At 40.2% G+C, this 13,659-nt stretch carries 15 protein-coding genes, 3 tRNA genes and 2 pseudogenes; 3 read left to right on the forward strand and 17 right to left on the reverse strand.

Translation table 11 applies throughout. The annotated features are described in order from the left end of the window. Positions 1-426 (forward strand): S1 domain-containing RNA-binding protein (locus M44_RS01730; RefSeq protein ID WP_010170341.1); only part of this gene is annotated, 426 nt, incomplete at its 5' end. A gap of 619 nt (positions 427-1,045) precedes the next feature. On the opposite strand, the gene M44_RS01740 is transcribed toward M44_RS01730, so the two are convergent. From M44_RS01740 to M44_RS01755, 4 genes are all read right to left on the reverse strand, one after another. Beyond that, positions 1,046-1,117 (reverse strand) — tRNA-Glu (locus tag M44_RS01740). A 19-nt stretch (positions 1,118-1,136) separates the two neighbouring features. Further along, positions 1,137-1,227: transfer RNA gene (locus tag M44_RS01745), tRNA-Ser, on the reverse strand. A 9-nt stretch (positions 1,228-1,236) separates the two neighbouring features. Further along, positions 1,237-1,311: transfer RNA gene (locus tag M44_RS01750), tRNA-Asn, on the reverse strand. 61 nt (positions 1,312-1,372) lie between these two features. Beyond that, complete coding sequence (locus tag M44_RS01755) at positions 1,373-1,843, reverse strand: SprT family protein (RefSeq protein ID WP_010170343.1); 471 nt, start codon at positions 1,841-1,843, stop codon at positions 1,373-1,375. Between the two features lie 81 nt (positions 1,844-1,924). Here M44_RS01755 and cmpA point away from each other — a divergent pair, with 81 nt between their 5' ends. Then, positions 1,925-2,038, forward strand: a complete 114-nt coding sequence (gene cmpA, locus M44_RS26670) for a cortex morphogenetic protein CmpA (protein ID WP_010170345.1) — start codon at positions 1,925-1,927, stop codon at positions 2,036-2,038. Positions 2,039-2,102: 64 nt separating this feature from the next. Here the strand turns inward: cmpA and M44_RS01765 are convergent, their stop codons facing one another. From M44_RS01765 to M44_RS01805, 9 genes and pseudogenes are all read right to left on the reverse strand, one after another. After that, a complete protein-coding gene (locus tag M44_RS01765; protein ID WP_010170347.1) occupies positions 2,103-4,286 on the reverse strand; it encodes a Tex family protein in 2,184 nt (727 codons plus the stop codon). A 103-nt stretch (positions 4,287-4,389) separates the two neighbouring features. Continuing rightward, entirely contained in the window at positions 4,390-4,986 is a 597-nt protein-coding gene (locus M44_RS01770; RefSeq protein ID WP_029326676.1) for a PP2C family serine/threonine-protein phosphatase, read from the reverse strand. 6 nt (positions 4,987-4,992) lie between these two features. Continuing rightward, a pseudogene (gene sigB, locus M44_RS19670) lies at positions 4,993-5,780 on the reverse strand (RNA polymerase sigma factor SigB). Continuing rightward, entirely contained in the window at positions 5,758-6,228 is a 471-nt protein-coding gene (gene rsbW, locus M44_RS01780) for an anti-sigma B factor RsbW (RefSeq protein WP_010170357.1), read from the reverse strand. Before rsbW ends, sigB begins: the two are co-directional and overlap by 23 nt. Further along, positions 6,228-6,563 carry an STAS domain-containing protein gene (locus M44_RS01785; RefSeq protein ID WP_010170359.1) on the reverse strand — a complete coding sequence of 112 codons (336 nt, stop codon included), beginning with the start codon at positions 6,561-6,563 and terminating at the stop codon, positions 6,228-6,230. The genes rsbW and M44_RS01785 overlap by 1 nt, the downstream gene beginning before the upstream one ends. A gap of 70 nt (positions 6,564-6,633) precedes the next feature. Beyond that, positions 6,634-7,644 (reverse strand): PP2C family protein-serine/threonine phosphatase, encoded by a 1,011-nt coding sequence (locus M44_RS01790; protein WP_010170361.1) that lies wholly within the window; start codon positions 7,642-7,644, stop codon positions 6,634-6,636. A 12-nt stretch (positions 7,645-7,656) separates the two neighbouring features. Continuing rightward, positions 7,657-8,058 carry an anti-sigma regulatory factor gene (locus tag M44_RS01795; RefSeq protein WP_010170363.1) on the reverse strand — a complete coding sequence of 134 codons (402 nt, stop codon included), beginning with the start codon at positions 8,056-8,058 and terminating at the stop codon, positions 7,657-7,659. Between the two features lie 2 nt (positions 8,059-8,060). Beyond that, the gene (locus M44_RS01800) at positions 8,061-8,426 is read right to left on the reverse strand and encodes an STAS domain-containing protein (RefSeq protein ID WP_162013629.1); all 366 of its coding nucleotides are present in this window, start codon (positions 8,424-8,426) and stop codon (positions 8,061-8,063) included. Further along, a complete protein-coding gene (locus tag M44_RS01805; RefSeq protein WP_010170367.1) occupies positions 8,419-9,249 on the reverse strand; it encodes an STAS domain-containing protein in 831 nt (276 codons plus the stop codon). Before M44_RS01805 ends, M44_RS01800 begins: the two co-directional genes overlap by 8 nt. Before the next feature lie 223 nt (positions 9,250-9,472). Here M44_RS01805 and M44_RS01810 point away from each other — a divergent pair, with 223 nt between their 5' ends. Further along, complete coding sequence (locus M44_RS01810; RefSeq protein WP_010170369.1) at positions 9,473-10,006, forward strand: CueP family metal-binding protein; 534 nt, start codon at positions 9,473-9,475, stop codon at positions 10,004-10,006. 491 nt (positions 10,007-10,497) lie between these two features. Here the strand turns inward: M44_RS01810 and M44_RS01820 are convergent, their stop codons facing one another. From M44_RS01820 to M44_RS01835, 4 genes and pseudogenes are all read right to left on the reverse strand, one after another. Further along, positions 10,498-10,848: a type II toxin-antitoxin system PemK/MazF family toxin gene (locus tag M44_RS01820; protein WP_010170374.1), complete on the reverse strand. Its 351-nt coding sequence runs from the start codon at positions 10,846-10,848 to the stop codon at positions 10,498-10,500. 4 nt (positions 10,849-10,852) lie between these two features. Next, positions 10,853-11,134, reverse strand: a complete 282-nt coding sequence (locus M44_RS01825) for a CopG family ribbon-helix-helix protein (protein ID WP_010170376.1) — start codon at positions 11,132-11,134, stop codon at positions 10,853-10,855. Between the two features lie 139 nt (positions 11,135-11,273). Further along, positions 11,274-12,465 (reverse strand): annotated as a pseudogene (alr, locus tag M44_RS19675) (alanine racemase). Positions 12,466-12,641: 176 nt separating this feature from the next. Further along, complete coding sequence (locus M44_RS01835) at positions 12,642-13,649, reverse strand: LolA family protein (RefSeq protein ID WP_010170380.1); 1,008 nt, start codon at positions 13,647-13,649, stop codon at positions 12,642-12,644. Positions 13,650-13,659 lie beyond the last annotated feature (10 nt).

The raw sequence follows: 13,659 nt of genomic DNA on the forward strand, positions 1-13,659 counted from the left end.
AGGAGTGACAGGTATACAAATTTTGGTGCGTTCGTGGAGTTGCCAGAAGGTAAAACCGGTCTAGTTCACATTAGTGAAGTAGCAGATAACTACGTAAAGGATATTAACGATCACTTAAAAGTAGGAGACGAAGTGACAGTTAAAGTCCTTAATGTAGAAAGTGATGGAAAGATCGGCCTATCTATACGTAAAGCAGTTGACAAGCCAGAAAGACCGGACAGACCAGAAAGACCACGTCATGACCGTCCATCAGGTGGCGGACGTCCACGAGGCAATTCAAACCACAAGCAAGACCGCGCGGCACCAAGAGGAGAAACATTCGAACAAAAAATGGCTCGCTTTCTTAAAGATAGTGAAGACCGCCTTTCCTCTCTTAAAAAGAACACAGAATCTAGAAGAGGCGGAAAAGGAGCTAAAAGAGGGTAACTTGCTGTCCATTCTATATACAGGCTTACATGCGATATAAGCCACTTCAGCCAAGATCATTGTGTCTTGGTTTTTTTTGTGCTGGATTTTAGGTGTGCAGAGTAGGGGGAGGCTTGGGGGAGCCGCACGAGATTAGAGTAAACCCGCATGAGGATGAGGTTTAGCCGCACAAGAAAGTAAGAGTCGCACGAGAATGGGAGAAAGGCGCACCAAATGAGAAGGGAACCGCACTAGATTAGAGTAAACCCGCACGAGGATGAGGTTTAGCCGCACAAGAAAGTAAGAGTCGCACGGGAATGGGAAATAGGCGCACCAGAAGAGAAGGGGACCGCACGAGATTGGAGTAAACCCGCACGAGAAGAGGGTTTAGCCGCACAAGAAAGTAAGAGTCGCACGGGATTTGGAGATAGGCGCACCAGATGAGAGGAAAAGAGAACAAGAAGACAGTCCCACCCACGACAAACCTGCACGCAAAAAAATCCAAGCCACAAAATTTCGTTTAAAAAGCAGTCCCAACCGAGCTAACCTTTACTTCACAAAAGTACAATACCAAAAAACACACAAAAAAAAGAGAGAATTCCAGGCAGCTTGTACCTTCATTCTCTCTTTTTTATGCCGATGACCCGTACGGGATTCGAACCCGTGTTACCGCCGTGAAAGGGCGGTGTCTTAACCGCTTGACCAACGGGCCTTGTTAAAAAGATCGTATCTGGCGGAGAAGGAGGGATTTGAACCCTCGCGCCGGTTACCCGACCTACACCCTTAGCAGGGGCGCCTCTTCAGCCACTTGAGTACTTCCCCAAATAAAAATGGCTCCGCAGGCAGGACTCGAACCTGCGACCGATCGGTTAACAGCCGATAGCTCTACCACTGAGCTACTGCGGATTAATGAAAAGATATTTCGTCATATCGACAATGTATATTATAAAAAGAATCCTAGAAGAAGTCAATTACTTTTTATAGATTGGGCAAGGAGTAGCTTTCCTTTACACCTTCCACATACGAATCGTCTTGTATCTACCCTCCGCTTTCTGTAGTAGGCTTGATCACAGTGAGAGCATTTATATTCATAATAGGTAGTTTTACGCTTATGTGTGACAGATGGCAGTGTAGAGCAATGTCTTGGTGCACGGACTTTATGACTTAGCCTTTTAAAATCTTGGTCCCCATGTTTGTACCCTCTTCCTTCTAAATGAAGATGATAATGACATAACTCATGCTTGATGATCCCAATTAACTCCTCTATTCCTAATTCTTCTAAGTACTTCTTATTAATTTCAATATGGTGAGAGGATAATAGATACCTACCTCCCGTCGTGCGTAAGCGAGGATTAAAGTAAGCCTGGTGAAGGAATGGTTTTCGAAAGTAGGTGACTGATAGTTCTTCGACTAGGCTCTGTAATTCTCTGTTTGTCATATATTATCCTCCTATCCGAACGTGACAACCCATTATATCATATAGTATTAATAGCCAATACCTTCTAAAGGAGGTTACATCATGCCGAACTGGTTACAAAACCAATTAAGGAAAGCCTATTATGATAAAGACCGTTACCAAATAAAACTTCTAAACCAATGTTGGAATTTTTATAGAAAGAAACAGGGGATTTGATGGGATATACAATAAAAATGTAAAAATGGGCTGTTCTCCTAAAATGAAAACAGCCCCCAAGTGATTAGTCTTCTTTATGAGGAGAGAGCATCGTTAATGCAACCCTTCCTTTTTGAACATCTACGCTGTCGACCCATACGGTGACTACTTGTCCAACACTCACAACATCAAGTGGATGTTTGACAAACCCTTTTTTCAACTTAGAAATGTGGACAAGGCCATCTTGTTTCACACCAATATCAACAAATGCACCAAAGTCCACCACGTTACGAACGGTCCCTTGGAGCTCCATTCCTACTGCTAAGTCCTCGAGCTTCAGTACTCCTTTTTTCAATAATGGCTTGGATAGCTCATCACGCGGATCTCTTCCTGGTTTCATTAACGCATCCATAATATCCTTTAGCGTTACCTCGCCAATCCCTAAATCTTCTGCTACTTGCCTTACATCAATGGTTGAAAGTCTGTCCATCACTTCTTTAGAACCAAGGTTATCTTTAGTGATTCCTAGACTCTTTATAAGTTGATTCACCTCTTTATAACTTTCTGGATGAATCGGTGTTTTATCTAGTGGTTCTTCCCCATCTATAATTCGAAGAAATCCTATACATTGCTCATATGTTTTAGCGCCTAATCTTGGAATATTCTTTAATTCAGATCTGGAATGAAACTTTCCTACCTCTTCTCGCTTTTTGACAATATTTTGTGCCACTGTTTTTGAAAGGCCCGAAACGTATTGCAGGAGGCTAGACGACGCAGTGTTTACATTCACCCCTACCCTGTTTACGGCTGTTTCAACGACGAATCCAAGGCTTTCGTTTAGTTTCTTCTGTGACACATCATGCTGATATTGCCCAACTCCGACAGATTTAGGATCAATTTTCACTAATTCAGATAGGGGGTCTTGTAGTCTTCTTGCAATTGAGACTGCACTTCTTTCTTCTACTTGTAAATCTGGAAACTCTTCACGAGCAATTTCCGATGCCGAATACACACTTGCACCTGCTTCATTTACAATAATATACGAGATTTCTTTATATCCCTCTTGAATAATATCCGCAATAAACTGCTCCGTTTCTCTAGAAGCTGTTCCATTTCCAATTGCAACAATCTCAATTTTGAAGCGGTTTAATACATCCTTCACCTTAGCTTTACTTTCTTCAAGCTTATTTTTAGGAGGATGAGGATAAATCACGTCAATATAAAGCATCTTCCCCGTCTCATTCACAACAGCAAGCTTACAGCCTGTTCGGTAGGCCGGGTCCACACCTAGCACCATTTTCCCTTTTAACGGTGGTTGCAATAATAGATTTTGCAGGTTTTCAGAGAAAATATGAATTGCTTGGTTCTCCGCCACGTCTGTCAGTTCACTTCGAATCTCTCGCTCTATAGACGGCTGAATTAACCGTTTATATCCATCTTCAATCGCTTCCTTTACATAAGCTTCTGACGGTGAACCGGCTTTGGTGATGGTTTTCTTTTCTAAATAAGCAAGGATCGTATCAACTGGCGGTACAACAGAAACCTTTAGGACGTCCTCTTTTTCTCCACGATTCATCGCAAGAACACGGTGAGGAACTATTTTTGAGACAGGCTCTTCGTATTCATAGTACATCTCGAATACACCCTTTTCGTCAAGTTCTTGCTTTTTCACTGACGTAACAATTTTCCCTTTTGTCGTTGTTTCTTTACGAATCCATTGTCTGCTTTCAGGTTCGTCCGAGAGTTGTTCCGCTATAATATCTTTTGCACCTTCGATCGCTTGTTCTGTTGATTCTACTCCAAGTTCTTCATTTATGTATTTTTTTGCTTGTTCTTCTACAGATGAAGCTTCGTATGTTAACATCCACTGCGCGAATGGCTCTAAACCCTTTTCCTTAGCAACTGTAGCTTTCGTTCTTCTCTTTTGCTTGTAGGGTCTATATAAATCTTCAAGAAACTGAAGCTTTGCTGCTTGCTTAATAGACTGTGTCAGTTCTTCGGTCAGTTTTCCTTGTTCATCTATTAAACGAAGGATTTCTTCTTTTCGTGATTCTAAGTTTTGTAAGTAGTTCCATCGTTCCATAATGGATTTTATTTGGACCTCGTCGAGCGATCCCGTCATTTCTTTACGGTATCTGGCAATGAACGGAACCGTATTTCCCTCTTCTAGCAAGTCAATAACACTCTTCACTTGCTTGAAATTTAATTTCAGTTCTGTTGTCAGTTGTTTCAATAACACATTTTGATCCACTTTCACATCTACGGTCATATGGGTACCTCCTATATAGTAACTCTCTTATTTTACCATAGAATTTATAGGGCAATCTAATTCAGTAAGAGTGTAATTAACCAAAAAAAAGACCTACACCTTACTAGTGTAGGCTCCCCATAATCATGGTAGAATCATCTGGATAATGGTTTTGTTGTGCCATAATATCCTCTGCTAAGGAGGGGAGAGGTAACGATTTTGATAGGATAGATTTAATGTTAGAAGCTGTTATGCCATCTGAGTGGAGTACAAATTTCGATTTAGGTTCAAACGAGAACCGGTTGACCTTAAATCTTTGTGGTCGACCAGACAAATATCCTGAAACAGGAAGAGGATACGTTAATTTACCTTTGGGAGAATAAAGGTAAAAACGGATATTTCCTACACAAATATAGTCAAAGACATTGGATTCAAAGTACACTTTTAAAATGGCAACTGCAGCTCCTCTTTTATGGAGCAATACCTTGTTACACATTTCCATTAATGTGTGTAGGTCTTCTTCATAATAAGTTTCTACAACTGTTGCTACCGCCTCTGAAGATTCGTTCGCAAATTTACCTGAACCCAGTCCATCGGCCAATACGCAGATAAAAAAATCATCTGTCGCTTTCATAAAGTAACTATCTCCACAGTAAGAATTATTGCCTTTTGATCGCTGTTCTACAAGCGCTTCTATTTGTGAGGTGTGAATAAACGACATACGTGACTAATGCTCCGAACCTTGAGTTTCAGTAATGGCATCCTTCAATTTCTTAATCGCTCTTCTCTGCAGACGGGACACATGCATTTGAGAAATACCTAACTTCTCTCCAGCTTCTTTTTGACTTAGATTCTCTATATAGGTGTATTGAATGATATTCTTTTCTCGTTCAGTCAAAACATGAAGCACACGCTCTAACACTAGCTTTTGGTTAACTCTTTCAAATCCTTCATCTACATTTCCTACTATATCGAGTAATGTCACGGTGCTGCCGTCTGAATCAGCTTCTATTGAGTGATCGACAGATAATGCTTGATAGCTTTTCCCCATTTCCATTGCTTCAAGTACTTCTTCCTCAGACACCTCTAAATACTCGGCAATTTCTATTACAAGAGGGGACCTTTGAAGCTCCGTGGTTAGCTCTTCTACTGTTTTTTAATCTTAGGACCTAATTCTTTTATTCGCCTTGGAACATGAACACTCCACGTCTTGTCCCGAAGGAAACGTTTAATTTCACCTACGATGGTGGGAATAGCAAATGCTTCGAAGCTTTTCCCGTAATCCGCATCGTATCTGCGAATTGCTCCTAATAATCCCATCATCCCTACTTGTACAATATCTTCGTGATGAGAACGACCTTTAGAATACTTTCGAGCAATGGATTGAACGAGCTTTTCATAATGAAGAACGAGCTGAGTTTGTGCATCATCATCCCCGTTCTCCTGAAATAAGCGTATCCATTCATTAATATGATCTTTAGAAGGATGCTGCTTAGGTTGAGATAGTCTCTGCATCAGATTCCACCCGCTCTTCTTCAAGGTATTTCGTCATTAAGACTGTAACCCCGTCATTTTGTTGGATTTTCACTTCATCCATCAAACTCTCAATCAGGTATAATCCTAATCCTCCTTCACGTAAAAACTCAATAGCATGTTCTTCATTATAAGGTCCAACTTCTTCACGAGTTTTTTGGAAGTTAAAGCTTTTACCTTGATCAGCAATCATGACCTCTAAGCGATCCATAAACATTCCGAATCCAATGGTAATTTCGCCTGACGCTTCAGATTGATAGGCGTGCTGAACGGCATTCGTCACCGCTTCACTTGCAGCAATTTTAATATCTTCGATTGAATCGTATGTAAAACCCATTCGACTAGCAATACCAGATAACGTTAAGCGAATAACACCTATAAACTCCGCTTTCGCAGGTACTTTCATCTCGATGTAGTCTAGTTTTTCCATTATTCAACGCCACCTTTAACTTCCGAATTAATATCCATGATATCTGCAAGACCAGTAATTTCAAATAATCTTCTTAAACGCTCCGATAAGCTTACTAATTTCAGATGGCCATTCGTTGCATTCATCTTCTTAAACATTCCGACAAACACACCGAGACCTGTACTATCCATATATGTAACATCCGAAAGATCGATCGTTAAGTGAATTCCTTCTTGTCCAGCTATTTCATCTAAGTTTTCTCTTAGTTTCGGTGCTGTATATGCATCAATTTCGCCACTAATTGAAACGAAAATCTCTTGCCCTTTTTGTTCCTGCTTGTTAATTGTCAAGTTCATTTCATTCACCTCTTTATACTATTCATCTTCTTCTCAATACCCTTTAAATAGCCTGGCTAAACCTCTAATTTTAATTTTTTCTTTTAATTACGATTAAAGTGAAATCATCACGTAGTTGAAAATCTTGCGCTCGTTCTAACTCTTTGTAAATGGTTTGAACAAGCTCCTGACTCGGTAAATGGAAATGTTGTTGAATCATCTCAAGCAATGTATCTCGTTCAATGAACCCTTCTTCTGTTCGGCACTCTGTTACTCCATCAGACATAAGAATAATCATATCTCCCACTTGTAACGTATGCTCGTATTGCTGATACTTCGTTTGTTTATCTACACCAAGTAGTAAACCTTTTCCCTCTATGGTATGGAAGGATTGATCACTTTGACGATAAAAGAATCCTGGCTCATGTCCGGCAGTAGAATAATAAAATGTATGGTTATGTACCTGATACATTCCGTAAAACATTGTTATGAACATACTTGCATCTACGTTCTGCTCCACCACACGATTTAAGTTCTCTAACACACTATTAGGGGCATGGTAATCATCTGGAAGAGAATCCATTGCGTATTTAATCATACTCATACATAGAGCAGCAGGAATCCCTTTTCCAATAATATCCGCAATCGCAACACTCATTGAATGATCCTTATTTTGAACAAAATGATAATAATCTCCGCTCATTTTCTTGGCAGCCACACTAATGGCCCCAACATCGAGTGGTTTCAAATTCGGAATATGCGTTTGAAGTAACGTGTTTTGCATATTCACTGCAATATCAATTTCATTATTCAGTTCCTGCTGAATGCTTCGTAATGTTTGATGTTCCCGATACGCAAATCCATACCCAATCATGACTTCTAATAAAATATCAAATGAACGGTGCACACTTTCTGGTAAATCAGGATGCAACTCTGAAAGTAAGGAACGGTGTAAACTGACTACATCTTCAGGTGAAATTTTGTGCTCTATTGCTTTTCTACTAAATTTTTGACTAGAATAAAGAGCAATTTCACTTGGGTCAAGCATGTAACCTTCTAGTATCTCTTTATACTTTTCATCCATTACTTTTTTAAAATCCATCGTCACCCTCCCCTAACGGAGCCACTTAACCGTAATAATCTCCGTTCCAACGCCGACCGTTGAATCTATCGAAAATTCGTCCATCAACCGTTTTACACCTGGAAGACCAGCTCCTAATCCTCCCGATGTGGTGTATCCATCTTCCATTACTTTTCGTAAGTCAGGAATCCCTGGCCCCTGATCCTTCGAAATAATTTTTACACCTGTTCTATTCTGATTCGTTACTTTTTCTATGCAAATTTGCCCCTGATCTGCATATAGGTATATATTTCTTGCTAATTCGCTTATGGCTGTGGTTATCCTAGCTTGGTCTACGGTGCCAAATCCTAACTCCTTTGCAACATTACGACCAAGCTGTCTCGCAGCCACGATATCCCATTCATTGATGATTTTCACACAGGATTGGATTTCCATATCTATTCCTCCAATTCCTGTTGTAGTTTCTCCAGACCTTTTTCTAAATCCATGGCAGTTAGAACATTCTCCATTCGAATTCCAAGCTCAATTAATGTGATGGCAACAGCAGGCTGTATTCCGGTAATAACAACTTTCGCCCCCATAAGCTTTGACATATCAATGACGTCCCCTAATACTTTAGCAATGAACGAATCAATGAAGTCAATGGAAGTTAAATCAATGACTACTCCCTTTGCGCTTGTTTCATGAATTTTATGTAAAAGATCTTCTTGAAATTGTAAGGCCGTTTGATCGTCAAGCTCCCATTGAATGGAAATTAAGAGACAATCTTTTAATTTTAATATCGGTATCCTCACGTTATTCATCCTCCACGTGTACTATTTTGCGTTTAGTTAATTCAAGTGCTGCTTCCATGCCTTTTTGCATGGTGCTTTTTGTTGTGTACTGATTTAAATGTATACCTAAGTTCACCATCGTTTGAGCAATCTCCGGACGGATGCCTACTAACATCGCAGTAGCTCCTACAAGTCTGACTGCATCTGCTGCTTGAATAATATGATGAGCCACCATAGTATCTACTAAGGGTACACCGGTAATATCAATTAAAACAACTTCTGAGCGATGCTTGACGACTCCACTTAACAGGTTATCCATGATGAGTCTCGCACGTTCTGTATCAATTGTACCTACAAGAGGCATGACTGATATTTGGTCAATCACAGGGATTAGTGGAGCAGAAAGCTCTTGTAGCGCAATTTTTTGGAGCGATACGGTCTTTTCCCATGTTTTCGTGTAGCTATCAATAATTTCTGTTTGGATTGGACTCATCCACTCATCAAAGAAATTTTCGTAGTTTTCATGTTCTTCTTTAGATATATTCGGTTGATCCATCACTTTTTTTGCTACAATTCGAACAAAATGTTGAATCCCAAGGGTAACCATTGATAGTGGCCAGCCTAATCGAATGATTTTTTCCGAAAAATATTCAAGCTTAGATGCAAACTCTGTATTGTCTCCCATTAAATCCGCGAAAATTAAATGGATAAATTCTCGGCTCGTACGATCGAACACTTCTTCAGAAATGACTTTCACGTATCGAATATCTGCTTCTTTTTGCATACGATCTTTCCAGTGTTTTTGAATCTCATCTTGATGATCCTTAACAAACTGGTTTACTTCTCTGTACATTCTCATCCCCCTTAGCTTTAGGTAACGGCGCAATATCCCTTATCTTTTTATAGTATCAGAACTTTCATAAAACGAAAAATAAAAACATCTGTCGCTCTCATTCTGTCTTTTTTGTCTTTAAATTGACAAGTTTGTGAAATTATCTTTTACCCCTTACATGATGGGATTTAATTTGTATACTTATGTGTAGCACGACTTTTTATTATGCAAAAGGAGCGATTGTATGAAGCGTTTTTCGTTATATTTTGTTTTGACCATTCTAACAGGATTTTTAGCAGCATGCGGAGGAAATGATTCCCAAGAGAGTTCTAGCGGTATGAACTCTAGTGATGTAAAAGACTTGGTTCATCAATATAGCATAGGCGAATTACAGGCTGAGAACGCCTCCATTACATCTGAATATTTAATGGTGACAGAGGAAGATGGCTCAGATAAAACCTATCTGCTACCAGAAGATGAATTCTTTGTTTCGATTGCTCCATTTGAAAACAACACGCACCCTTGTACAAATCATAACCTAACAAGCTGTCAAGGAGAACTTGTAAATGAGGAGTTTGAGGTTTCCATAACCGACTCTACTGGAGAAACAATTATTAATGAGACGATGACTACACCTAAGAATGGATTTATTGATCTTTGGTTACCAAGAAACGGTGATTATACCGTTGTGATTAAAAAGGACGGAAAAGTAGCAGAAAGCAAGCTGTCTACTTATAAGGAAGATGGGACTTGTGTGACAACGATGCAGTTGCTTTGATTCTTTTGTTTTAACAATTTCGGCGTGTAGACTGATGACCTTTTGGGGTTGTTTGGTTTTTTTTTGAGTTTATTTGGCGGGGTTTTTGGGTGTTGACGGGGTGGCGGCGATTGTCGGGTTGTGGGGAGATGGCGCGGTACTGTTTTTTCTTCTTGGTTCTTCTTTGGAAACTGCGTTTGGGCCGCGAGGTGCTCTTCTTTCTTTTTTGCTCCCCTCTTTGTGCACCGCGCTCGGTCTGCGTGGCGCTCTTCTCCCTTCTTTTCTCCTCTTTCTGCACCGCGCTCGGTCTGCGCGGTGCTCTTCTCCCTTCTTTTCTCCTCTTTGTGCACCGCGCTCGGTCTGCGCGATGCTCTTCTCCCTTCTTTCTCCTCTTTCTGCACCGCGCTCGCCCATCTCTCTCCTTCCTGCCACCACTATACCTGCACCGCCATCACAATCACCATCCAAACAAAAAAAGAACTCCCTCGCACCAAGCGAGAGAGTTCCATAAATTAAAATTGTATAAGTCCTAGACTAACTTGAACAGCTACGTCCACTTGTTCCATCATACCTTCATCTAGGTGTGTTATTTTATCCGTTAAGCGCTGTTTATCTATTGTTCGTATTTGTTCTAACAAAATAACGGAATCTCTTTCAAAGCCGTATCGCTTTGAATCAATCTCAACATGAGTAGGCAGCTTTGCTTTTTGAATTTGAGCTGTGATTGCAGCAACGATTACAGTGGGACTGAACCGATTCCCTATGTCATTTTGCAAAACAAGCACCGGTCTAACACCGCCTTGCTCTGAACCCACAACAGGAGAAAGGTCTGCGAAATACACGTCACCACGCTTGACATTCAAGGGATTATCCTCCGCTGACTAAACGTTCAACTGTATGATCAGCTTCGTATTCAGCTTGCATCGCTTCAGAAGCAATGGCAAGGTTGATTTTTGCCATTTCCATATAGCCTCGTCTCATTGTTTCTCTTAGCTGGCGTTTCTTGCGTTCACGTAAATACATTTTCGTTGCACGATATACAATCTCGTTACGATTCATATTTTCCAACTCCGCATAGCCATCAAGTTCCGTTAGCAATTGTTCAGGTAAGCGAATTAAGATTTCTGTTGTTGCGCTTGTTTCAGACACAAACGACACCTCCACCAATCATTACGTACCGATAATCCTACCACACTAATAGTATCACTAATATTGCAGAAAAGAAAGTGTAAACATTAATAACCATGACTATTATTATCTATTTTCGAACTGTTTTATTCATACTATTTTATTCCATGTCATTTATTTTATACGTATAGGAACCAAGCAGGCGATTGGAGACTTCAATGGTTTGATGATTTTCTCTGTACACTCTGGGAACTCGTGTTGAGATGATACATGGAACTTCATAGTTGATTGTGTCCATTTTATCAGCGATTTCTTCCATCGTGATCGTTTCGCTTCCTTGGGTCCCGATGAGGGTAACGATGGTTCCAACAGGTACTTCTCTTGGAAGCTTAATCATGCATTGGTCCATACAAATTCGGCCGACAATTGGAACTCTTTCTCCTTCCACTAGTACTTCTTGACCTTGGAGCTTTCTTAGCCATCCATCGGCATAGCCAATAGGAATGGTAGCGATCCATTCGTTGTCTTGTGTTTCATATGTCGCCCCGTAACTGATTTTCTCGCCCTTCGGTAATTCTTTTATATGGACGATTTTTGTATGAATGGACATAATTGGGGAAAGTGAGACCGTTAGTTCATGGGTAATTTCTGGTGAAGGAGTTAGCCCATACATCGCGATACCAATTCTCACCATATTAAACTTTGCTTCAGAAAAGCGTAATGCGCCGCCGCTATTTCCAGCGTGCACATATCGAGGGCGTTTTTTTAACGCATGTAAGTAGTCATGGAATAAGGCGATTTGTCTTTTTGTATATGAGCGTTCAATTTCATCAGATGTGGCAAAGTGAGTGAAAACTCCTTCTAGAACTAAAGAAGAATTTGATTCGATCTCCTCTTCCATTCTCATTAGGGCTTCAACACTCTTTAATCCTAGCCGGTTCATTCCTGTATCACATTTAATGTGCAGGGCAAGTGGATTGGTAAAAGGCGTAAAATGCTTCACTTCCTGAATCCAGGATTCTTCATACACAGTTAAAGAAATTCCCTTTTCAGCGGCTACACGTGCATACTCTGGTCGAGTGGCACCTAATACGAGGATGGGCTCGGTTACTCCGTGCTCCCTCAAATTAATCGCCTCGTCTAAAAATGCGACGGCAATTCCGTTTGCTCCTGCTTGCAATGCAGCTTTTGCTACTTGAATATCTCCGTGACCATATCCATTTGCTTTTACGACCGCGAAGGCTTCGACATCGTCAGTTAGCATGTTTTTTATTATTTTTAATATTGTTATTTAATGCATTAATATTGACTTCAACCCATGTATCTCGAAAAAACGGTGATTGAGTACTCACTTAATCTTCCACTTCCTTATACCATTCGTTCAACTTGTTTATTCCGATTATTCACCTTCCTTACTTGTCTGTCAAACAAAAAGTGGGAATCCCGCCTGGCAATTTTTATCCGATCCTATCCACGCAAGGTCCAGAAAAATGGCTGTCCTTCTTTTAAAGAGGACAGCCTTTTTTCATTATTTAATTACGGTTCCTTGTACACTCTGGGCAATGTTGACCATTTCTTCCTTCGAGAGTTCAGTTGATGCTAGCATATAGTCCACGCCGTTATACGACCAGTAAATGGAGTTTTCTGTTTGTGCTCCAACAGAGAAGCCAAGATCTACAGGATCACCTATGACACTTTGGGTCATACCAACAGCAGGTACGAGTGTATTTTTCTCTTGAATTAATGTGAAGCTTTTCTCTCCGTCATATGTTAACACTACACGTTTACCAGTGTCTGTATTCACTGATTTTTCTTCTACTAGAGCTGTCCCAGATTGCTCAGTTGGGTATAAGACTGTAAATTCACTGTCCTCTACTTCCGCCATAACGGCTACGTCTAGCTGTGCATTGGACATGTTTTTCTTCATATCAAATGCATCTTCGTCAAAGCTTACACCTAGTTCCACTTTTTTAAACTTTACTGTTACGAGTGCATTACGATCTGTATCCATCACTTTTACTTCAGCAGGCGTTAACTCCTTCTTGTTAAAAGAGATTTCTTGAATCGGTAACATTTGATTGTTTTGATATCTTGTTTTTGTTTCATACACATAATAATCTTCTGTTTCTGTATATTTTGCCTCTGTGTCTTCTAGTACATCTTTTACCAACGATTCAAACAAGTAGGCTTGACTGCTATTATCCGGCCAGTCACTTTGGAATTTAAAGCTTTTATTTAAAGCTGGAGTTAGTACGAATACACCTTCATCATTGCGTAAAATGATTTGACTTTGATCCTTGGCAACATTCTTTAATTGTACGCGGTAGTAGTTAGGGTTTTTATAGGAAACTTCTACATCATATGTTTGTGGCTCTTCACCCACTTGAAGCGTCATTTGCGCCTCTGCTTTGTAGCTCTTTGTTTCTTCTATCTTTTTACCTAAGCTTTTCGTAACATCCTCTTGTGTCTTGGTTCCACAAGCTGCTAAAACAAGCATCAACATAACAACCAACAACAATGGTGAATACTTTTTCACTGTCCCAACC

The organism is Bacillus coahuilensis m4-4 (assembly GCF_000171615.1).
GTDB classification, from domain to species: Bacteria; Bacillota; Bacilli; order Bacillales; family Bacillaceae_K; genus Bacillus_T; species Bacillus_T coahuilensis.

Coding starts and splice junctions, on each gene's coding strand:
- M44_RS01755 (WP_010170343.1), bottom strand. CDS start 1,843: ATGACAAACAGAGAATTACAGAGCCTAGTCGAAGAACTATCAGTCACC.
- cmpA (WP_010170345.1), top strand. CDS start 1,925: ATGCCGAACTGGTTACAAAACCAATTAAGGAAAGCCTATTATGATAAA.
- M44_RS01765 (WP_010170347.1), bottom strand. CDS start 4,286: ATGACCGTAGATGTGAAAGTGGATCAAAATGTGTTATTGAAACAACTG.
- M44_RS01770 (WP_029326676.1), bottom strand. CDS start 4,986: ATGTCGTTTATTCACACCTCACAAATAGAAGCGCTTGTAGAACAGCGA.
- rsbW (WP_010170357.1), bottom strand. CDS start 6,228: ATGGAAAAACTAGACTACATCGAGATGAAAGTACCTGCGAAAGCGGAG.
- M44_RS01785 (WP_010170359.1), bottom strand. CDS start 6,563: ATGAACTTGACAATTAACAAGCAGGAACAAAAAGGGCAAGAGATTTTC.
- M44_RS01790 (WP_010170361.1), bottom strand. CDS start 7,644: ATGGATTTTAAAAAAGTAATGGATGAAAAGTATAAAGAGATACTAGAA.
- M44_RS01795 (WP_010170363.1), bottom strand. CDS start 8,058: ATGGAAATCCAATCCTGTGTGAAAATCATCAATGAATGGGATATCGTG.
- M44_RS01800 (WP_162013629.1), bottom strand. CDS start 8,426: ATGAATAACGTGAGGATACCGATATTAAAATTAAAAGATTGTCTCTTA.
- M44_RS01805 (WP_010170367.1), bottom strand. CDS start 9,249: ATGTACAGAGAAGTAAACCAGTTTGTTAAGGATCATCAAGATGAGATT.
- M44_RS01810 (WP_010170369.1), top strand. CDS start 9,473: ATGAAGCGTTTTTCGTTATATTTTGTTTTGACCATTCTAACAGGATTT.